Raw genomic sequence first — 22,727 nt, 5'->3', positions numbered from 1 at the left:
AGATTAGCCTATGCTGATTTTCACTATCTTGCAAGACACAATTGCAAATTTCGTCGAGAGTTTATTAAAGGTTAAATGCTCATTTATAAATATATTAAAGTAAGTATGCGCTATGAGAGGGTTCAATGAGTATTTAGAATAGGTTTTACGCTAACATCGCTTAAAGCCATCGGTTATAATAAGCGCGCCTTTTATTTCTTTTATCATTTTACCTCTTTTATCATTTTAGCTCTTTTAGAGTAAGACGTTTATTTTTCCAAGGATTTATGATGAGTGATCAGCAAGCACAAAAGCAAGCCGCAGCCAAAGCTGCCCTCCGCTATATCGAAGATGACATGATACTTGGCGTAGGGACAGGCAGTACGGTAAATTGTTTGATTGAGTTATTGCCGACGTTAAGGCTTGCTGGGGCGGTCGCAAGCTCACAGGTCACCGAAGATAAACTACGCGCCTTGGGTATCGAAATCGTCGATTTAAACTTTGCCGGTCAGCTTGATGTTTATATCGATGGCGCTGATGAGGTAAATGAACATTTGCAATTGATTAAAGGTGGCGGCGGCGCGCTCACACGTGAAAAAATCGTCGCTGCGGCTTCCAACAAGTTTGTCTGTATGGTTGATGAAAGCAAAAGTGTGCAATGCTTGGGGCGCGAATTTCCCGTACCGATAGAAGTGCTGCCACAAGCGCGCTCGTATGTAGCAAGGCAATTAGCGCGTTTGGGCGGTGAGCCAGTATATCGTGAAGATTTTGTCACCGATTATGGTAATGTGATTTTAGACACCTATGATTTGGATGTCAGTAATCCGTTGGCGTTTGAACAAGAGTTAAACAATATCGTTGGTGTTGTCTGTAATGGTATCTTTGCTGCCAATCAAGCCGATGTGCTGCTTAGAGCGGGCAGTGATGGGGTGACGACTTTGACGCGTTAATGCATTATTGACAGAATTTAATGCTACAACTTATCGCTAAATAAAGTCATAAACAATAAAAAGGCAGCGCATTAAAATATGCGCTGCCTTTTTCGTATCTGTTCATCTGCCGCTTGCTGGTTTAGCAAAATATCACGATATGTTTTTAACAACCTATTTTTAGGCAGGTAGCTTAATTTTGTCTTTTAATAAAAACTCCATCAAGGCTTTTTGCGCATGTAAGCGGTTTTCCGCTTCGTCCCAGACCACTGAGCGCGGATCATCGAGCATATCGTGAGAGATTTCTTCGCCGCGATGCGCAGGCAAGCAATGCATAAATACCACTTCGGGGTCGGCTTTATCGAGTAGTGATGGCGTAACTTGATAGGGCGCAAAACGGCGTGCGCGAGTGTTTTGCTCAGACTCTTGTCCCATACTCGCCCAGACATCGGTGACGATTAAGTTTGAATCTTTTGCTGCATCTTGCACATCTTCGACCAAGCTCACGCAATGTGAGAAGCGCTCCATCAGCTCAGGGTCAGGCTCAAAACCATAAGGGGCAGCAACACGCAGCTCAAAGCCAAACTGATTGGCTGCTTGCATGTAGGAGGCACACATATTGTTGCCATCGCCAACCCAAGTGACGATTTTATTTTCGATACTGCCACGATGCTCATAATACGTTTGCATATCAGCAAGCAGCTGGCATGGATGAAATTCGTCGGTCAGGGCGTTAATGATAGGCACACTAGAGTATTCGGCAAAGGTTTCAACTTTTTCGTGCCCAAAGGTACGAATCATAATGATATCGACCATGCTTGAGATAACACGCGCCGAATCTTCTAGCGGCTCACCGCGCCCAAGCTGCGTGTCGTTTGGCGATAAAAAGATAGCGCTGCCGCCAAACTGTCCCATGCCCGTCTCAAATGAGATACGCGTACGGGTGGATGATTTCTCAAATATCATGCCAAGCGTGCGCCCAACAAACGGCTGATAGATCTCGCCGGCATGTTGCATTTTGCGCAATTCACAAGCGCGTTTGATGAGGTTTTCTAGTTCTTGTTTGGTTAAATCAGATAGGGTCAAAAAATGGCGCAAACTCATAGTAATCCTAGCAGTCGATCACAATCGATAAAAAATCGATAAAAATGTTACGTTGTCAGTCAGTAATCATATCGCGTCAGTGCGTATACTGTGGTGACAACAAACTTTTAGTATAGCGCAATTGGGCTTAATGTAAATGTTCAATTTGCCATGATTTGGCGCTGTCTCTTTTATCTGGCAAACTGTCATGATGTTCATATCTAACGATTAGGATTCTGTTATGTTTCGAGTTGGGCGCGCGCTTAGGCGGCATAGCAGCTCATAGCTAATGGTTTCAGCATGGGCGGCGACTTCATCGACGTGCGGCGCGTCACCCCACAGTAATACTTTACTATTTAACGCCACGCTGTTTGGCACAGCGCTGACGTCAATGACAATCATATCCATGGCTACGCGTCCGATGACCGCACATGGGTAGCTTTGGTTGTTGGTATCGTCAATAACAGAAACATAGGCATCAGCACTCACCACGCGTGGATAGCCGTCACCATAACCGATGCTGACTAACGCTGTTTTGGTATCTTGCATCGCAGTCCAGCGGCTGCCATAACCAATGCCGTCACCTGCGTTGACTGTTTGTAGCGCGATGATTTGGGCGCTAAATTCCATTGCTGGCTGTAAGTCCAAATCACGCGCACTTTTATCAGTGACAGGCGTACTACCGTAAAGCATGATGCCCGGACGTACCCAATCGTGATGATGCTCGGGGAAATTGACGATACCTGCTGAGTTGCACAATGAGCCTTTTACATCGCTGCTCACCGTTTCTCGTAACGTCTGTAGCATGTCGTTAAAGCGCTGGATTTGAATGGCATTTAGAGGATGAGCGCGGTCGTCGGCATTGGCAAAGTGAGTGGTTAAAATCAGCTGATAACCGGCTTTATGCAAACGTTTGGCTGCTGGAATCAGCGTTTGGTCATTAAAACCTAAGCGGTTCATGCCAGTATTATATTTTAGCCAAACCACTCGAGTGGCGCTGGTAGTCGGTGGGGTTTTTTCTAATGCCCACATTAATTGCGGCTCATGATGAATCACGCAGCTGATATCATGCTCTATCGTTAGCTGCCATTCCTTGGCGGTAAATGCGCCTTCGATGAGACCAATGGTTTTATCCCAACCTAATTGACGGGCTTCTAAAGCTTCTATCAAGGTTGCAACGCCTATACCATCAGCCTGTTGCTCGCCTTGTTGCAATGCTGGTAGGACAGCAGCGACGCCGTGGCCATAAGCATTGGCCTTGACCATAGCAAGGATTTTTGCCGTCGGTGCCAGTTTTTTAACTTGCGCCAAATTATGAGTAATGGCGGCTGGATTAATTGTGATAGTGCGCATAATTGCCTTCTTTATTGACAAAGTTATTTTTATTAGTAAAACGATTTCATTAAACAAATGATGTTATTAATAATGGGGTAAAGCAATAAAGCCAGTGCGTCATCAATTTGGCTGATGACGCACTGGCTAGTTTTATTCATAGTCGTTTTAAAGTTAAAGCTTATTATATGTATTGTTTAGTCAGCCGATTATTCATCATTCTCAAAGCTGACGTTTTGATAGTATTCTGGTGTCAGGTTAATAAAGCGGGTAAATTGCCCTTCAAAGCCTAAGCGGACGGTGCCGATAGGGCCGTTACGCTGTTTACCGATGATGATTTCAGCCACACCTTTGTGGTCTGAGTTTTCATTATAAACCTCATCGCGATAAATAAACATAATCAAATCGGCATCCTGCTCAATCGCACCCGACTCACGCAAATCCGACATGATAGGGCGCTTATTTGGACGGTTTTCTAGACTGCGGTTAAGCTGGGACAGCGCAATAACCGGACATTCAAGCTCACGAGCCAAGGCTTTTAAACTACGAGAAATTTCCGAGATTTCGCCCACACGGTTGCCGTCAAGACTAGGTACTTTCATTAGCTGTAGGTAATCGACGACGATAGCGCCAAGTTTACCATCATGATTTTTAGCAATACGGCGACAGCGCGAACGCAGCTCAGAGGGCGGCAGGGCGGTACTGTCATCGATATATAAATGCTTAGATTGCAAATGCTGAATGGCATTCATCATTTTTGCCCATTCATCTTCATTCATTTGCCCAGAGCGCAAGTGCGTCTGATTAATCGCACCCCAAGACGACAGCAAACGCATGACGATGGACTCCGCTGGCATTTCCATCGAAAATACCACCACGGGCAAATCTTCATTAAACAAAACGCCTTCTGCTAAGTTCATAGCAAAGGTGGTTTTACCCATAGACGGACGCGCCGCTACAATGATTAAATCGCCGGCTTGTAAGCCTTGGGTTTTGTTATTTAGCTCGACGAATGGCGTTTGTAAACCTATCATGCCGTCAGGATTAGACTTTAACTCTTGAATCTTATCAATGACATTGGTCAATACTGAGGTAATACCAACGGGGCCGCGTTGCTCTGCGCGTTTATTATGCTGCTCATTGATACTAAATATTTTTGCCTCAACATTGTCCAAGATATCGCTTACCGTTTGGTCTTTGGGATTATAGGCAAGGGTCAGCATGTCATTGCCCGTGGTAATGAGCTGACGTAAGGTCGATAGCTCTCGCACGCGCTGCGCATAAGCGGTGAGATTAAACAAGGTAGCAGGACTTTGGCTTAAAATATCGGCCAAGTAGCTGTCACCGCCGGCACCTTTAAGCAGTTTCTGTGCTTCCAACCAATCATGCACCATGACCGTATCGTAAGGCTCGTTGACCGCTGCCAAATGCGCAATCGCATCAAAAATATACTGGTGACGCCCCGCATAAAAATCGTCTTTGGTGACGATATCTGCAATCTTATCGTATGCCTCTTCGATACTCATCAAAGACGCCAGTAAGGCCTTTTCAATATCAATATTGTGCGGCGGTGTCTGATTGAGTAAGTCGTCGGTTTTTTCGTTGTCTGCCATGGGTGCCCAGTGTCTTAAAAGTCAGTTTCAAAAGTCGGTATAAAATTAATTATATAAGAGTATAAATAGCTATGTGCTATCAGTATTTATTTTAGGAGTGATACCGTCACGCAAGCGCGGCATAGCTCTACGAGAGAAGTACCAAAAGGTGGTCTCAGCGCTTGCTGGTAAATGCTACAATGAAAGGCGAAAGTTTAACACATTCTAGCGTTTTTTCGGCTGCTATCAGTAATTATCTATAAAAATGCCATCTGCTATGATATAAAATTTACGCCGGCTTAGACCCTCTTAAACGCTCGTTTTCATAATAATAAATCCAATAAAAACACATTCTTAATATCAAACTAGGATATTTTACTATGCAAAAAAGACTACCATTATTAATCACAACCGGTGAGCCTGCTGGTATTGGTATGGATATCGTGCTGCTATTAGCAGCTGAGGGTAAATTGCACGATTTTAAGCGTCCAATCTGGGTTACTGCCGATAGCACCGCAATGCAAAAGCGCGCTGATATGCTGGTAACAGCAGGCGTGCTCGAGAGCTGTCCATTTTGGCAAATTGTCGATTTGGAAATAGAGGCCGATGAATTTTTAAATCAAATGTCACAGCAAATTATTGATGACAATGATGATAATGCGTTTATTTTGTTAAATACGCCTTGTGCTGAACCCGTTGTCTGCGGAAAAATTAATACTCGCAATTCGGCCATGGTTGCCAAGCAGTTGGATATCGCCCATCAGTTAGCGACCAACAAAACAGTCGCTGCCATCGTCACAGGGCCATTGCAAAAATCTGCCTTAATAGATGCTGATATTAAACTGCTCGATGGCACCATGTTTAGCGGTCATACCGAGTTTTTTATGCAGCAAAGTGGCTGTGAGAAAGTCGTGATGATGCTCGCCAATCAAGCCATGAAAGTGGCGCTTGTTACCACGCATTTAGCATTAAAAGACATACCTGCGGCTATCACTGCTGATAATGTACGCCAAACGGTACAAATTGTCATTGACGATATGCGCGAGAAGTTCGGCTTAACGCAGCCACGTATTTTGGTTTGCGGTCTTAATCCGCATGCAGGTGAGGGCGGTCATTTGGGCGTTGAAGAGATTGAGATTATCAATCCCGTATTGCGTGAGTTTATCGACGTAGGCGTCGATATATCAGAAGCAATGCCAGCGGATACCTTATTTACCCCAAGACATTTAGCCAACTGTGACGCGGTCATTGCTATGTATCATGACCAAGGTTTACCAGTGCTCAAATCGCACGGCTTTGGCGATACAGTCAATCTTACCTTGGGGTTGCCGTATATTCGTACCTCAGTTGATCACGGTACGGCGCTTGATTTAGCAGGGCGCGGCGGCGCAAGTGCGACCAGCTTATACCAAGCACTCCTGATGGCCAATGAGATGGCAGATAAATCGCTTGTTAATGGACTTCTTGCATAAGTTAGTGCCCTAGTGGCATTTGTCACGCAGTACTGGGTAACTTTGTTGTGAATAACGGCTATTTATGAATCATCAAACACGGTCTAATATAAGCGGTTCCATTATAGCAGTCTGTTTTAAGTGGTCTGTTAATAGGTTTTAAGGGTGAAATTGCTGGTTCCGCTAGGGTATACCCTGCTGTTAGATAGTTAAACGAAAGTTCAAATGAGTTTCGGTATGAATACGCTGAAACAAATATCGTTTGATTATTATTTTCCTTCGAGCTGGTTGAACAAAGTGTGCTAAGTTGATGTTTACAGTATTAAGAGAATAGGTAAAATTGTTAATCAATAGTTATACATTGTAGGAAATAAATCTAATGAACTTTTATGAACCTAATAGTGACGAATACTATCTTGAATCTGATGAGTGGGCTACAGATAGGCAAATGCTAGTAAAAGAGAATTGTGATTTACTTAAAGTAGAGCAAGCGAATCAATTTAATTTGGAGCATTTTTTTGTTAAAGGTAATAACGATATTAAACCTACACCTAATCAAAATTTTAATTATTTCACATTGCCTTATGAATTAGGAGATGAACTAGATAATGGCTTAGATGCTGGCGACATTTGCATGAAAATTATTGAAGAGAACTTGAAGGGTGATATTTTGATAGCATCAACGGATAGAGATAAATGTTGCTTTATACAATGCTCTACTGTAAACGAAAGTGTGATCTATCAATTAGGGCAGATTCATATAAACACGCCTTTTATTATTTTTGATAATACTCAAGATTTATTTCTATTAATTGATTTTGATTTACCGCTTCAAATTATTGGATATAAACACGATATTATAGATAGTCATGGGTATATTCGTGAAAATATTGGCGTTGAAGGTTGGCAAACAATATTTAGGAGATATGGAAGTTACGTGAACATGCCAATGTTTTTTAAACAGTATTATTACTTTCTTTTACCCGAAATTGTCAAAAGATATTTGGCTGACAAAAAGTAAATACGGTAGCGTATCTCAATTATCTAGATAAACCATTTAAAATCAGCTAAAGCCTATTTATGATAAAACCTGTTCGGTGCCTGTATAGAGCATCGAACCGTCGGCTATATATTAAAAAGCCTTACCGCTAACGAGAGAAAGGCATGAAAGAAAATAATAAAGGTTTTTTTAGTCAACGCACATTTAACATATTTTTCTCTGGAGTATTTGTTTTCATTATGGCTATGATGTTCAAAGAAAAATTAGAAACACCTGAAAATTATCTTGAAAACGTCAAAAAAAGTGAAATTATTGCTCGAGAAAAGCTTGCACCCTCTTTAAAGGAGATTTTTAAGAGTAACTCAATATCTGAAGGTCGAACGAGCAGGGGTAGTAGTTCGTTACGTTACGGAATAATGTTTGAAGATAGTGATGGTATAACTGACGATAATATAAGTAAAATCAAAGCCGATGGTTGGATACAGTATAAAAAAGATTATCAGGAGAAAGGGCGATATTTATTCTGTAAAGATAAGTATGGGTTAGCACTTGGGGAGAATAGAGACTCTACTTTTGTAACTATAGAATTTAGTAAATCATCCCCATGTTGGGATTTTGAGGAAACTTTAAAGAAGGATTTTTATCAGTTGGTAAAATAACCTCCATAGTGGCACTTAAAACTTCAGCAATAGTTCTATCCAAGGCTTTTTAAGCTTGATAATCTAACGTTTTGTACACCATGAAGTACACTGAGACTATCTCAGCGAGTTAAAACGTTGATACCATTAGCCCACAGCTTAGTGTTCAAGTCCTCACTAGGGTACCATGCTCATTCTCATAATCGTCATTATAATAAAGGATTTTAGAACAAAAATAAGGCACTGTGTCGGTTGTGATAAGGTATGGGTAGTTTATTAATAATAATGTCTCAAAAATACAGTGTAATTATGAGCTGTGCTATAATTTTGTATTACAAAGCCAGCAAATAAAAGCGCATATAAATCCAGCACATTGCTGCCATAGCGCTATAGTCCATTTATCTTTTATCGATTAAGACCTTTTTATGTCCAAAACTACGTTTGATGCTCAATCTATTTCTAACAGCCTACGCGCTGCCAAACACCAACCGCGTAAACGCTTTGGTCAAAACTTCTTACATGACCGTAGTGTTATACGTGAGATTGTTGAGAGCATTCGTTTAGAGCGTGACGATAATTTGGTCGAGATTGGACCCGGTATGGGCGCGCTAACAGAGCCGCTATTAGCAGAAGTCGATGCGATGACCGTGGTCGAGCTGGATCGTGATTTGGCAGATAGTTTGCGCATTCGTATTGGGGCTAATAGCCATCCAAACTTTACGATTATCAAAGACAATGCCATGCATGTTGATTATCGTCAGCTATATAGTCCTGAGCGCGGCAAGCTGCGCGTGGTGGGCAATCTACCGTATAATATTTCTACGCCGATACTCTTTCATTTGCTCAGTTATGCTGATGTCATTCAAGACATGCATTTTATGCTGCAAAAAGAAGTGGTTGAGCGTATCACCGCTGAAGTTGGCAGCAAAACCTATGGTCGTCTATCGGTCATCATGCAATATCATTGCGATACCGATTATTTATTGACCGTACCGCGCGGCGCCTTTAATCCGCCGCCAAAAGTCACCAGTGCGGTTTTTCGCTTGACGCCGCATATCAATAAACCAATCGTAGCAGAAGATGAGGAATATTTCGCACTTGTGGTACGTGAGACCTTTAACCATCGCCGTAAGACACTACGCGCTATTTTTAAAAATTCTACGTTATTGCCGACGCTGAGCGAAGCCGATTTCGCCGCTTGCGACATCGATCCACAAGCGCGTCCGGAAGTGTTAAGTGTGAAAGATTTTGTCAATTTAAGCAATCAAGCGCGTCACTTAGCGTCTTAATTTATTAGACGCTTAATTTATCAAACAAAAATGATAGAGGGTTTATGAGTTTTCGCCATCAATATGTCATCGGTGATTTGCAAGGTTGCTATGCGGCCTACCTGCAATTACTTGAAACTTTAGATTTTGACCCAGCGCAAGATAAGTTATGGTTTGCCGGCGACTTGGTGGCACGCGGCGAAGATTCGTTAAGTACCCTACGTCATGTCAAAGCACTATGTGAACAAGGGGCTGCAGCAACGGTATTGGGCAATCACGATATCAATTTAATTGCGGTTTGGCGCGGGGCAACAGCGCTCAAGAAAAAAGATAAGACCGCACCTATCTTTGCTGCTGATGATTGCGATGAATTGTTAGAATGGCTACGCCATCAGCCACTACTGGCTTATCCTGATGAGCAGACGGTATTGGTACATGCGGGTATCCCACCGCATTGGACGATTAAGGCGGCGGCGAAATATGCACAGCAGTTAGAGGCCCAACTAAAAGGCAGCTTAGAACAGCTTGATCGCTTATTGCCGAATCTATATAGCAAAACTGCCGATGAGTGGCATGCAGACATTCATGGCTATACCAAAATGCGAGCAATTGCTAATTATTTCACCCGTATGCGCTTATGCAAACAAGATGGCACGCTTGAATTTGATTTTTCAGCAGGATTAGATGAGCCAATGCCAAAGGATTTTTTGCCTTGGTTTGAATGGCAGGTACCACGAGCACGCAAGATTTTATTTGGTCATTGGGCGGCGCTTAAAGCTGAGGTTGATTTGCCGCATGCGCGTGCACTTGATGGTGGCTGTGTTTGGGGTAATTATTTATTTGCTTATCGCTTGGGCGACGGCAAAGCCATCACCTCAAGTGCTCACTGCCTACCACCAACAGAAAAATAGTCATGCCACTTTATATGCTATAGTGAGTGAAAAGTAATATCGATACATCAGCAATACCGTAGCGTTTTTAGGTTATTTTGACTATATTGTCTGATATAAAATCTGTAAAAAACTAATTTATCATTTAATTCGTAAATCAAAAAAACCGTTAGTTAAGCGGTATTTAAGCCACCAACACCGTCCCCTTAACTGGGTAGGTTTGGTGGTTTTTTTGGTTTAGGCAAGGGCGTTTTGGCATCGCCAGCAGCTTTACTATCAGGATTGCTGTCGTCGTCTTTATACGACTTATCGTATTGGATGTCATTACTATAAGGGACGCTATTTAGCTCCTCATCTATTAGTCCATCATCGAGGTCGATCGTTTTTTTGGCGCTTACTGGCTTAGTAGTACTGTGCGTTTCTCGACTTTTTAGCGCCGCGTCGGCATGACTATCCGATATATTATTATCATAATCTATATCAGTAATCGCCTGCTCATTTTGCATGCTTTTTTGCTTAGATTTGGGCAGAATTTTGACATCCGATAAACGGCGTACCACATAGTTATGCGGTATGGTCTGTCCGCCTTTATGAGCATTGGTATCATCAAAAATCATATGACCTTGGCTGTCGATACGTGCGTACTTCATAGGTTTGTCACGTGGCCAAAAAAAGTCGGACGGGTGGGTTAGCATATGACTAAAAAGCTGCTTAGTTAAACGGCTCCATTCCATAAACTTGACTTCTTTAGAGCGCAGGGCGACAAACAATGCCAGCGAAAAACTGACCATGAGGTTGACCATACCGATAAGGGCAACGCCCAAAATAGAGATGAAAAAAACCGTCCAATCCCATTGATTGGCAGGTATGTGAAATAACCCATGCGCCAGATTCGCCGAGGCAAAAGCGATATGACGTATGTCAATCGGTAAGCCAAATATAAAACCTATGGTAGCCGTACTGCCTAAGAACACTCCGAATAAAAAGTTGCCCATAATGGCGCCGAGATTGGCTTCGATAAAGCCGCCTAAACGCTGAAGCCAAGCTTTGGGTAATAAGTATTGCAAAAGCTTATGACGCTGAATACGGGCGCCGATCTGATTATAAACCGCCAAATTATCATAGTAACCTGCGATAAGACCGGCTAAAAATAAATACACGCCAGCGATAGCCGCATGAGGAAGTGCTAGTGAGTGAAAGGGGTCAAGGTCATGCAATAAGTGTGCGGCCTTGTCAGTATTGATCATCGGAGTACCAGTATACTGTAACCACGCAAACGAGATAATCAGGGCAACAGGTATCGCCAACATGACGTTACCCATAATCGCAACAAACTGGGTACGTAAAATATCGACCACCAGCTCTGATAACTTGTTTAATTGGTGCGATTTCTTACCAGAACCGTCAGAGATGGTAGAGGCGATTGCCGCCGCTGTCATAGCCGGCTGTTTGGTAGCGACCGTACCGTGGACGATGTGAATAAATACAAAGCCTAAACCATAAATCATACTATTGATAAAGGCGCGTCCCATCGGCGCCAGCGCCAGATGGTAGGCCAGTATCTTAGTAGTTGCCATAAAAGCAATGATAAAGCCACCGATGGAAGCTTTTTTAAACATTTTCTGGTAGCCAGCCTTGTCGGTACTAATATAATGCTCACCGACGCGGCTGGCGTTTTCGGTAACTTTGCGCGATAGCAGCTTGGTATTATTATCAATCAAATAACCAATACTATAGCGGCGACTGGCACTCGTAATCAGCGCTTGAATAAGCTCAATAATAGCCTGATCACGCTTATCGTAGTTGTCTGCTACCAGCTCAGTTAAAATACGCATCCGTTGTAGGCTTTGATCCAAACGCAGCATCATGTTGGTTAGGCGGATTGAAATACCCGTTTTATAGATACGTTTACGGATAGTGGCAACGATATCTTCACATTGCTCAATCATCACTAGTAATGGCGCAGGATCGACCGCTTTGTCAGGGATAATATCGGTCAGAGTGTCGAGCTCATGCGCTTCTCGGTATTGATTGACGTAGAGGACTGCTTCTTGGTTTTGTGCCACAAATGACGCCGAGTAATTGAGCATTTGCGGATAAAATTCCATCAAATCTGGATGCAAGCCGATGCCGCTAATCCGATACGATAAAATGATAATCGCGTTCAAAATACTGTTTTTTGCCGTTGCGACCAAGTTTAAATGCTGCTCATTGACCTTGAGTAGGCCGACCATCTCATCCCATTTGTCTTTGTCAATATTGGCAAGCCAGCGCTCATCCGAGCGTCTGTCAAATAAATAACCGACCAATTCTATAACGGAATCTTCTTGTGGCAACAAGGGCAAAAAACGATGACCGACAAGGCGACGCAGACTATTAAAAAAGCCTTGATCCGACATGATGCCCGTATCGGTATATAACGCAATTTGGCGATATTCAATGATGAGTTTTAAAACGAAGCTTGACAGTCCATCGGCATATTCTGGATGCTGACGTAAAATATCAATCAAATCTTGCATCTTTTGATTGGCCAATGCCGGCTCTTTGTCGCTGACACGTAGCTCATCGATTAAGCGCTTGAGTACCGCAGGATCTGGTACATCACTTAAGGCAGTAATCTGTTGTAAAATGTGTTTTATTTCTGACACATTGCATCCCTTATGGTAGTTATTTCAATCATTGTTATTATTGAGTATGGGCAAGGAGATATTTTTTTTAGCAAATGCTGTGTTTATCAATATTGCAATAAGTGAGGGGAGTTTTTGAGTGTTAATTTTTAGCGTGCCAATGCATCATTTCACTGTTTAAAACTAAAAAACCCTTATTAAAGTTAATACGCTTAGCTCTGCGTTATTTTAATCGTAACCATCTCTCGGCGCTTAATTATTTTGTTAGCAGTTATTCTGACCTTTACTATGCTGATTTCTCTTCTTTCTTTAATTCGTCTAATTTCTTTAATGGCTGCCACAATATTTTTGGCAAAAAAAGGGACAGTAGCGTGACTGTCCCTTTTATCGTTGTACGGTATGGTTTACTTTATTATAAAAGTAAACAATTAGCTAGCAGGTACATCAAAGTAACTAAGATCAAAGTTCATCATTGGATCACTGCCAGCTTTTACCATCTGCGCGTGAGCGTCGATACGTGGCAAGATACGACCGACGAAATAATCGGCAAGCTTGGCTTTATTGGTGTAGAACTCACCTTCTTTACCATTCGCAGCTTCGACCATGAGTGCAAACATATACGAGTAGGCAAGGTAGCCAAACGCATGCATGTAATCAACGGCACAGCCATTAATTTCACTCTTACGTGCGCCAATATTGCTAAGTACCGTGGTGGTTAACTCTTCAATCGTATCAGCAGCGTTTAGCGTTGCTTGCTTAATACCATGATCTGCTTGCATATTATTGACAAAGTCACGAATCTCACCTAAGAAATGAGTGACGTATTTGCCATTATTTTTCGCCACTTTACGACCTAATAGGTCAAGCGCTTGAATACCGTTGGTGCCTTCATAAATCTGGGCAATACGAGTATCACGAACGATTTGCTCCATACCCCATTCGCGGATATAGCCGTGACCGCCAAATACTTGCTGGCAATCAATGGTCGCTTCTAATGCTTTATCGGTCAAGAACGCTTTAGCAACTGGCGTCAGGAGGGCAACGCGCGCTGCTGCTGCTTGAGCGGCCTCAGGATCGGTACTAAATTTCTCTTGATCAAGGTTTTTGGCAACATACATCGCAAAACAACGTGACGCTTCAGTATTGGCTTTAGCATTTAACAGCATGCGACGTACATCGGCATGATGAATGATGGCATCGGCTGGTTTTTCTGGGCTTTGAATTTGCGTGTCGCTACGGCCTTGACCTCGGTCATTAGCATATAAAGCAGCGTTTTGATAAGCAAGCTCAGAACCACCTAGGCCCTGTAGACCCATGGTTACGCGCTCATAGTTCATCATAATGAACATTGAAGACAGACCGGTATTTTCTGCACCAACCATCCAGCCTTTGGCGTTGTCAAAGTTCATCACACAAGTGGCAGAGGCTTTGATGCCCATTTTGTGCTCAATAGAGCCAACTGCTAAAGTGTTGCGCTCGCCTAAGCTACCATCTTCATTAACCAAGAATTTTGGTACCACAAACAGCGAAATGCCTTTTGAGCCTTCTGGCGCATTTGGGGTTTTTGCCAATACCAAATGAATGATATTTTCTGTGAGGTCGTGCTCACCGCCGGTGATAAAGATTTTGGTACCAGAGATGTTATAGCTACCATCGTCGTTTGGCACGGCTTTGGTTTTGATAATACCTAAGTCAGTACCAGCATGCGGCTCAGTCAAGCACATAGTACCCGACCATTCACCATTGTACATTTTCTCTAAGTAAGTTTGCTTTTGCTCTTCAGACGCCGCCGCATTTAAGCAAAGCGTTGCGCCTACGGTTAGGTTTGGATATAGAGCAAATGACTGGTTGGCGGTAAATACCATCTCTTCGGTCAACATAGTGACCATTTTTGGGAAACCTTGACCGCCGTACTCAGAGTTACCACTTAAGCCAACCCAACCTGATTCGGCATACTGCTTATAGGCGTCTTTAAAGCCAGTAGGGGTGGTGACAACGCCATTACCTTCAAAGGTTGCGCCTTCTTCATCACCGCTACGATTGATAGGTAATAAGACGTTTTTTGACAATTTTGCCATTTCTTCCAAAATCATATCGACAGTTTCCATATCGACATGAGCAAGGTTTTCGTTGTTTTGCCAAAATTCAGGCGCCTTAAATACGTCGTTTAGGATAAAGCGCATGTCGTTAAGAGGGGCATTATAAACAGCCATAAACATTCCTTTGGTTTAAATAAATAAAAGTGAGTAGGGCAAAGCGTTCAATTTTCTTGTGAGTGCAGCTTAAACATAGATAGTTAAATTTTAGCAAATTAGCGTAACGACGGGTGGTTTTCTTCGTGAATTGTGCGTCCACCAAAAACTATTAGCAATAAAGCCGCTAAGAAAATCGGCAACACACCTAAGTATGTTGCCGATAGGAACTGCTTATTAAAATAGATACTACACTTGCAACGTTCTATACGTTAAAACGCAAATTGATCAACGTCCATGGTCATGTACGGCTCAACACCAGTGCTGATGCGCTGTACGTGCGTGGTGGTACGTGGCAATAATTTTGCAAAGTAGAATTGCGCGGTTTTGATTTTGGCATCGTAAAAGGCTTTTTCGCCAGTACCGTCCGCCAATGCAGTTTGCGCAACCAAGGCCATACGCGCCCATAAATAAGCTAATGTGACATAACCGCTGAAGTATAAGTAGTCAACTGCTGCACCGCCAACCGCATCTGGGTTTTCAGTCGCTTGCATACCGATACGCGCGGTCAAATCGCCCCATTCTTTGACGTGTTTGGCAAGTGGGCGGATAAATTGACCCATTTGATCGTTGTCTTTGTTCTCTTCGCAGAAAGTTTGGATGACTTTGACAAAGTTGGCAAGCATTTTACCTTGTGAGCCCAATACTTTACGGCCGAGTAGGTCAAGCGCTTGGATTTCAGTGGTACCTTCGTAGAGGCAAGCAATACGGGTATCACGGACGTTTTGCTCCATGCCCCACTCACTGATAAAGCCGTGACCGCCATAAACCTGTACGCCATGGTTAGCCGCCTCTAGACCAGTTTCAGTCAAGAATGCTTTAGCAATCGGTGTCAATAGTGACAGCATTTGGTCAGCAAATTTAAGATCATCGCCTTCGCCTTTTGCTACAGTATCCGCAAAGTGTGAGAGGTAATAAACGAGGGCACGACCGCCTTCAGCAAAGGCTTTTTCGGTCAATAGCATGTTACGAACGGCTGGGTGAACGATGATAGGATCAGCGACTTTTTCTGGTGCTTTAGCACCTGATAGTGAGCGCATCGCTAAGCGGTCTTTGGCATAGGTTAATGAGCCTTGGAACGCATACTCTGCTGCCGTTAAACCTTGAACGGCGGTACCGATACGGGCCACGTTCATAAAGGTAAACATACACTGTAGACCGCGGTTTTCTGGGCCAATCAAATAACCAGTGGCGCCATCAAAGTTCATCACGCAAGTCGCTGACGCTTTGATACCCATTTTGTGCTCGATAGAACCACAAACGACGTTGTTGTTTTCACCAAGGCTGCTGTCTGCGTTGACCATGACTTTAGGCACGATAAACAGCGAGATGCCTTTGGTGCCAGCAGGCGCGCCTGGTAGACGGGCTAGGACGATATGAATGATATTGTCGGTTAGGTCATGCTCGCCCGCTGAGATAAAGATTTTTTGACCAGTGATGCTATAAGTGCCGTCATCGTTTGGCTCAGCTTTGGTGCGAATAATACCTAAGTCAGAACCCGCATGCGCTTCAGTCAAACACATAGTACCTGACCATTCGCCGGTGACCATTTTTTCAAGGTAAGTTTGTTTTTGCTCTTCAGTACCATGGTGCTCGATGGTTTGAATCGCGCCATGTGATAGGCCAGGATACATAGAAAATGACCAGTTCGCCGTGCCAACCATCTCATTGATAACTGTTGATAATGAGAACGGCATGTTTTGACCGCCGAATGCCTCTTCAGCAGACAAGGCTGGGAAGCCAAGCTCGCAGTAGGCTTTATAAGCTTCTTTAAAACCTTTTGGCGTAGTGACAGTACCGTTGTCAAAATGACAGCCTTCCGCGTCGCCGCTTTGGTTTAATGGAGACAGCTCATTTTCCGCAAAGCTTGCCGCCATCTCAAACAGACTGTCCATCAACTCACGATCCGCTTCTTGGAACGCAGGTAAGGTTTTGTAGTGACTTTCGCTGTCAAGTAACTCATGCATCACGAATTGGATATCACGTAGGGGCGCTTTATATTGCATAACTTCCTGTCCTTTTTTAGGATGCGACCGGCAGTAAAACAGCAACTGTCATCGACTATTATGAATAGTCTGAGTTGCCAACTGTTTACTGTTAAAGGGTTTGTCTGTATCAATAACGGACAACAACACCGATCATATGAAATAAATTGAGAAGAGTGAAAAAGAATTATGATTGTATTCGTAAATTCTTGGTAAAAGATAGGCGTTCACTGACAAATATACAAGTTTGGTGACAATACTGATAAGTCATCAACCTGTATTGCATCCTATATATCATCGAGCTTATACGCCAAAAACTTAAGCATTATTTAACAATAAGGGTAGAAAAATTCAAACAATATCGCTTTAATAAATCTCGCTTTGATAGATAATCCTAAGGACGGTCATTTTTAGACAAATGTTGCTGCGTAAGCATCTTAGTTGCCTCGTCCGCCGTCATCGGTTTACCAAACCAATAACCTTGACCGTACTGACAACCCATACTAAGCAGTAAATCGCGTTGCTGCTCGTTTTCAATACCTTCGGCGATAACGTGCATATCAAGCGCTTCTGCTAAATCCAAAATCGCTTTAACAATGGCGCGCTGCGTACGGTCATTGGTAATCTTAGAGATAAAGCTTTTGTCAATTTTGATAAAATCAAACGGATATTCTTGTAAATAGCTTAACGAGGCAAAACCTGTACCAAAGTCATCGAGCGCCAGACAGATGCCAAGTTCTTTAAGTAAATCCAGTTGTTTTTTGACATTGGCATGGCGCTGTATCAATGAAGATTCGGTCACCTCTATGTGCAGTTGGTGAGCGGCAAGTTTATGGCTGTCTAACAAGTTACTGACCAAGTCAAAAAAATCAGGATGGCTAAACTCGGCCGCATCGGCGTTGATACAGATGTGCTGCTCAAAGCCCAAATCTTGCCAAACGGTCAATTGCTTGGCAATTTGGTTCGCCATTTGTGAAAACAACTCAAACGATAATTTATGAGAAATGACGGCATCCATAAAGTCTATGGGTCTTAGTAAGCCGCGAGTAGGATGTTGCCAGCGCACCAACGCCTCAAAACCGCTAATCACACCCGTATCTAAGGCGAATTTTGGTTGGTAATAAGGCACAAATTGACATTCGTTGCTGGCCGTCCTAAGCTCAGACTCTAACTGTATATCGTGTGCATTCCTCTCGTTAATCGATTTATGATACCAACAGACATCATCGCCGCCTTGCTGCTTGACGTAATTCAACGCTTTTTCAGCCTTGGTCAATAAGCCGATGAACTCATTGCCGTTTTCAGGAAAATAGCTGACCCCAACCGAAATGTGACAATAGACTTGTGCTTCTTTTGCCATACTGTCATTTAAGAAAAAAGGGCGCTCGCACATTTGCATTAAACTGTCTAATTGATGGCGCACCATGTTGGCATCATTACATTCGAATAATAAAGCAAAGTCGTCACCACCAAAATGCGAAAAGCAGCGTAAATTGTCCAGCTCTAACTCGGTGATACGTAAAACAAAATTTTCTACCAGTTTGTTGATGCCATCTGGTCCCAATAAGATAGCAAGGTTGCGATAACGGTCAATGTTAAAACGCACGATCACCACTTCTTGGTAGCTTTCTATTAACAACTCACTGGTTTGACTTAAAAATACTTTACGGTTTGGCAGTCCAGTTAGCTGGTCATAATTTAACAGATGGGCGACCTTTTTTCTGTTTTTAGCCAGCGTCGCCATATTACGTATGGTACCAACGTAATAAGGGGTGTCTTCTAAGTAAATTTTGCGATAGGTGATATGACAGTCAAGTATTTCGCCATAGCGATTTGCCATCGAAAAATCAATTTCACAAAATCCTGTACTGTCTAAACTGTTAATCAGATTTCTAAGCACACCTTGCTCTTCTTCAGACAAAAACTCGGCTGCATAGATACCAAGCGGACGGCCAAGCAAAAATTTTTCTGTATAGCCAAGCATCAGCTCATAGTTCGCATTAACGGATAGATAGCGCAGTTTGTCGTCCAGTATGAAGATAGCGTCTTCAAATTGCTCGCACAGCTTGACCAATAATTGCTGTTTATCCGATATTGGCATAGGGGTAAAATCGGTCATAATAGGACTCATAACATCAAATTGAATAATAAATGGCGATGTAGCGATGTAGCGATGTAGCGATGGCAATTTGATGCCTAAATATGTAAGGTGTGCAGGGTTGCCAATGAGCCCAATGTCGCTAAGGCAACGACAGGCGCAGTTTCGGTACGCAGCACCCTTGGTCCAATTTGCCACGCTGCAAAACCAACGTCAGCAGCTTTGGCGCATTCATCAGCGCTGAGCCCGCCCTCAGGTCCGATTAGTAATTCAACATAAGGCGTCTGTTGTTTCAAAACGACGGGCAGCGCCTCAGGCATCAGCGGCTGTCCTGCTGCTGGCACGCTTAGCTGCAGACGTAAATCTGCTGGTTGCTGTAATGCTTGATAGTAGGCATCTTTACTTAGCTCAGCGATGATTGGGCTAACTGCCATCTCTTTGTCGTTTTTGTTGGCCGCTATATTTGACAGCCAATCATCAATCGATAATGGCGCGAGAATAAGGGGCGGGCGATTAAGGCCGCATTGCTCACAGGCAGCAATCGCCACTTGCTGCCAATGTGCCAGTTTTTTCTCCACTTGCGCAGGTTTTAGGTTGACCTCACCGTGGTGGCTGGCGAGCAGTTGAATAGCGGTGACACCAAGCTCAGTGGATTTTTGAATGGCGTAATCCATGCGCTCGCCGCGACTCATCACCAGTCCGATTTTAGTTAAAATAGCGGCGTTACGGTCAGTTTCTAGGTGTGATAATAACGTCGCAGTGGCGTGTTTTTTACTGATGCTATTCAGCTGTACCTGATATTCACCGCCAAAACCGTCAAATAAAATACCTGTGTCGCCGTTATTGGCGCGCAGTACACGGCACCAATGATGGACAATACTTTCGGTCAACTCGACGTTAGCACCGATAGCTAAGGTGCTCAGTTGTGGCCAGGTTGGGGCATTTTTATCACTGCTATCGCTACTGGTGGCATAAAAGAAACGTCGCAAAATTACTTATTCCTATAATGGGAGTCATGATATTTTTCAATATCTTAGCAGAATATCATTTGGGTGGGTAAAGGGATTGTCATAAGTAGAATTGGCATAAATGCAATTCCCATACCAAAAAAGACCGGCGCCCCTAAGAACGCCAGTCATTCAGCAATACATTCGATAAATATTTAAGCAATCAAGCCTAAAGCTTCGACTAAGCGTTTATTTGGCTCAACCTTATTCATGCTATAAAAATGCATGGCAGGTACGCCCTCAGAGATTAGACGCTCGCACAAACGATAAACGACATCAAAGCCGAACTCTCGGATAGCAGTACGGTCATCGCCAAAATCTGCCAAGCGCTTACGCACGTAACGTGGGATATCAGCGCCACAGCTATCAGCAAAGCGTACGAGATTGCTTGAGTTGGTAATCGGCATGATGCCAGCGACCAAAGGCTGCGCTACCGTGTCAATACCACGTTTTTCTAAGGTGTCACGCAGATATAAATAGCTATCGGCATTATAGAAAAACTGGGTAATCGACGCATTGGCGCCCGCCTGATATTTATTCACCAAATTGTCGACATCAAATTCAAAGCTACGTGCTTGCGGATGCATCTCAGGGTAGGCTGCGACCTCGATACGGAAGTGATCGCCTGAATATTCGCGGATAAACTTTACTAAGTCTAAGGCAAACGGCAGTTCTCCCATACCGACCTGACCTGACGGTAAATCACCACGCAAGGCAACCAAGCGTGTGATGCCCAAACTTTTATAAAGATCGAGTAGTTCAGCGATTTGACTTTTGTCATCGCCAATACAAGACATATGCGGCGCAATATCTGTGTCACCGCGCGCGCACAACGCTTGCACGATATCAAGCGTGCGGCCACGGGTTGAACCGCCAGCCCCATAGGTCACCGAAAAATACGCAGGTGATAGCTTATTGAGCTCATCATAAGTACTGAGGAGCTTTTCTTGGCCTTGCTCGGTTTTGGCTGGGAAAAACTCGAAGGAGAAAGCAGGCTTAGTCACAGTCTGACTCCTATTAGTATTTATAAGCGTCAGGCTTAAACGGACCTTCGACAGGTACGCCTAGATACTCGGCTTGTTTTTCAGTCAGTTTCGTCAATGTACCGTTAAAGCCTGCAACCATTGCCGCCGCAACTTCTTCATCGAGTTTTTTCGGTAACACTTTAACGTATAAATTATCAAAGCGCTCATCGACTGGCAGCTCAGCGAATTTTTCTTCAAACAAGTACATTTGTGCCAATACTTGGTTAGCAAATGAGCCATCCATCACGCGCGATGGGTGACCAGTAGCATTACCTAAGTTCACCAAGCGACCTTCAGCAAGCAAAATCAAATAATCGTTTTCGTCATCCGAGCGGAACACTTGATGCACTTGTGGCTTAATCTCAACCCAGCGCCAATTGTCACGCATAAATTGCGTATCAATTTCGGTATCGAAGTGACCGATATTACAGACGACCGCACCCGGTTTTAGCGCGGCTAACATATGTTTGTCACAAACGTGATAGTTACCGGTAGTGGTAACAATTAAGTCAGTATCTTCTAATAGACGAGTGTTGATGTTTTCTGCGCCGCCAGTGTTATCGCCATTGATATAAGGTGACAATACTTCATAGCCGTCCATACAGGCTTGCATAGCACAGATAGGATCAACTTCTGATACACGGACAATCATGCCTTCTTGACGTAAGCTTTGGGTAGAGCCTTTACCCACATCGCCATAACCGATGACTAAAGCGCGGCGACCGGCAAGGAACATATCGGTAGCACGTTTGATGGCGTCATTTAAGCTATGACGGCAGCCGTATTTGTTGTCATTTTTAGACTTGGTAACCGCATCGTTGACGTTGATAGCCGGTACTTTTAGCGTACCTTTACCCAGCATTTCAACCAAACGATGGACACCTGTAGTAGTTTCTTCGGAGATACCATGGATATTATCAAGCATTTGGGCATAATCATTATGAATCAAAGCAGTCAAATCACCGCCGTCGTCCAAGATTAAGTTTGCATCCCAAAGCTGACCGGACGCTTCACCGCCAACGTGAATTTGTTGACGCAAGCACCACTCGTACTCTTCTTCGGTTTCGCCTTTCCAAGCATAAACAGAGATACCAGCAGCAGCAATTGCTGCCGCAGCATGGTCTTGGGTTGAGAAGATGTTACATGAGGTCCAGCGTACTTCTGCACCTAGCGCGACAAGCGTCTCGATGAGAACAGCCGTCTGAATAGTCATGTGGATACAGCCAGCGATTTTTGCGCCTTTAAGCGGCTGGTCGGCTTCGTAGCGACGACGTAAACCCATCAGGGCAGGCATTTCGGCTTCAGCTAGGGTTATTTCACGGCGACCGTAATCAGCAAGGCTAATGTCGGCGACTTTATAGTCAGTGAAAGAGGGGTCGATCATATGGGCAGATGGGGTGTTAGACACTGCGTCCATAATATGCTCCTATCAGTTAATAGATAAAAAGAATAAAAACGCAGGTGCCGTTATTTGCGCTGTTCGTAACCCAAAATGGTCATAAACAGTTAACCGAGCCTAACATAACAAATGATTTGCAAAGCGATAAAGCTTATATGCAATAAGATTTATT

The 22,727-nt window shown here is 43.6% G+C and carries 16 protein-coding genes; 6 read left to right on the top strand and 10 right to left on the bottom strand.

Annotation, left to right across the window (positions count from 1 at the left end; genetic code table 11):
• Positions 1–269: 269 nt before the first annotated feature.
• The gene (gene rpiA / locus JFC07_RS00625; RefSeq protein ID WP_198327824.1) at positions 270–929 is read left to right on the top strand and encodes a ribose-5-phosphate isomerase RpiA; all 660 of its coding nucleotides are present in this window, start codon (positions 270–272) and stop codon (positions 927–929) included.
• Between the two features lie 159 nt (positions 930–1,088).
• On the opposite strand, the gene argF is transcribed toward rpiA, so the two are convergent.
• The 3 genes from argF to dnaB form a co-directional block, all read right to left on the bottom strand.
• On the bottom strand, positions 1,089–2,012 hold the full coding sequence (gene argF, locus JFC07_RS00620) for an ornithine carbamoyltransferase (RefSeq protein ID WP_144296248.1): 924 nt from the start codon (positions 2,010–2,012) through the stop codon (positions 1,089–1,091).
• A 207-nt stretch (positions 2,013–2,219) separates the two neighbouring features.
• Entirely contained in the window at positions 2,220–3,344 is a 1,125-nt protein-coding gene (gene alr / locus JFC07_RS00615) for an alanine racemase (protein ID WP_068405203.1), read from the bottom strand.
• Positions 3,345–3,532: 188 nt separating this feature from the next.
• Complete coding sequence (gene dnaB / locus JFC07_RS00610) at positions 3,533–4,936, bottom strand: replicative DNA helicase (RefSeq protein WP_068405205.1); 1,404 nt, start codon at positions 4,934–4,936, stop codon at positions 3,533–3,535.
• 359 nt (positions 4,937–5,295) lie between these two features.
• Between dnaB and pdxA the strand changes: the two genes are divergently transcribed.
• The 5 genes from pdxA to JFC07_RS00585 all read left to right on the top strand — a co-directional run bounded on the left by pdxA (position 5,296) and on the right by JFC07_RS00585 (position 10,183).
• Complete coding sequence (pdxA, locus tag JFC07_RS00605; RefSeq protein ID WP_068405207.1) at positions 5,296–6,387, top strand: 4-hydroxythreonine-4-phosphate dehydrogenase PdxA; 1,092 nt, start codon at positions 5,296–5,298, stop codon at positions 6,385–6,387.
• Positions 6,388–6,745: 358 nt separating this feature from the next.
• The gene (locus tag JFC07_RS00600; RefSeq protein WP_068405208.1) at positions 6,746–7,387 is read left to right on the top strand and encodes a hypothetical protein; all 642 of its coding nucleotides are present in this window, start codon (positions 6,746–6,748) and stop codon (positions 7,385–7,387) included.
• 143 nt (positions 7,388–7,530) lie between these two features.
• Positions 7,531–8,025 carry a hypothetical protein gene (locus tag JFC07_RS00595; RefSeq protein WP_068405210.1) on the top strand — a complete coding sequence of 165 codons (495 nt, stop codon included), beginning with the start codon at positions 7,531–7,533 and terminating at the stop codon, positions 8,023–8,025.
• 404 nt (positions 8,026–8,429) lie between these two features.
• A complete protein-coding gene (rsmA, locus tag JFC07_RS00590; protein ID WP_068405212.1) occupies positions 8,430–9,293 on the top strand; it encodes a 16S rRNA (adenine(1518)-N(6)/adenine(1519)-N(6))-dimethyltransferase RsmA in 864 nt (287 codons plus the stop codon).
• A gap of 44 nt (positions 9,294–9,337) precedes the next feature.
• Positions 9,338–10,183, top strand: a complete 846-nt coding sequence (locus JFC07_RS00585; RefSeq protein ID WP_068405213.1) for a symmetrical bis(5'-nucleosyl)-tetraphosphatase — start codon at positions 9,338–9,340, stop codon at positions 10,181–10,183.
• Positions 10,184–10,368: 185 nt separating this feature from the next.
• Here JFC07_RS00585 and JFC07_RS00580 read toward each other — a convergent pair whose 3' ends face one another.
• The 7 genes from JFC07_RS00580 to ahcY form a co-directional block, all read right to left on the bottom strand.
• Complete coding sequence (locus JFC07_RS00580) at positions 10,369–12,810, bottom strand: site-specific recombinase (protein ID WP_198327823.1); 2,442 nt, start codon at positions 12,808–12,810, stop codon at positions 10,369–10,371.
• Positions 12,811–13,217: 407 nt separating this feature from the next.
• Positions 13,218–15,002, bottom strand: a complete 1,785-nt coding sequence (locus tag JFC07_RS00575) for an acyl-CoA dehydrogenase C-terminal domain-containing protein (RefSeq protein ID WP_144296241.1) — start codon at positions 15,000–15,002, stop codon at positions 13,218–13,220.
• Between the two features lie 251 nt (positions 15,003–15,253).
• Positions 15,254–17,047 (bottom strand): acyl-CoA dehydrogenase C-terminal domain-containing protein, encoded by a 1,794-nt coding sequence (locus tag JFC07_RS00570; RefSeq protein WP_198327822.1) that lies wholly within the window; start codon positions 17,045–17,047, stop codon positions 15,254–15,256.
• A gap of 373 nt (positions 17,048–17,420) precedes the next feature.
• Entirely contained in the window at positions 17,421–19,145 is a 1,725-nt protein-coding gene (locus tag JFC07_RS00565; RefSeq protein WP_198327821.1) for a putative bifunctional diguanylate cyclase/phosphodiesterase, read from the bottom strand.
• Positions 19,146–19,222: 77 nt separating this feature from the next.
• On the bottom strand, positions 19,223–20,113 hold the full coding sequence (locus JFC07_RS00560) for a 16S rRNA (uracil(1498)-N(3))-methyltransferase (protein WP_198327820.1): 891 nt from the start codon (positions 20,111–20,113) through the stop codon (positions 19,223–19,225).
• Positions 20,114–20,286: 173 nt separating this feature from the next.
• Positions 20,287–21,135, bottom strand: a complete 849-nt coding sequence (locus JFC07_RS00555; protein WP_198327819.1) for a methylenetetrahydrofolate reductase — start codon at positions 21,133–21,135, stop codon at positions 20,287–20,289.
• Positions 21,136–21,148: 13 nt separating this feature from the next.
• Positions 21,149–22,540, bottom strand: a complete 1,392-nt coding sequence (gene ahcY / locus JFC07_RS00550; RefSeq protein ID WP_198327866.1) for an adenosylhomocysteinase — start codon at positions 22,538–22,540, stop codon at positions 21,149–21,151.
• Between the last annotated feature and the right edge of the window lie 187 nt (positions 22,541–22,727).

The sequence above is a fragment of the Psychrobacter faecalis genome (genome assembly GCF_016107575.1).
GTDB classification, from domain to species: Bacteria; Pseudomonadota; Gammaproteobacteria; order Pseudomonadales; family Moraxellaceae; genus Psychrobacter; species Psychrobacter faecalis.
The sequence above is the reverse complement of the archived record's forward strand: the minus strand, read 5'-3'. Positions and strand labels throughout refer to the sequence as shown.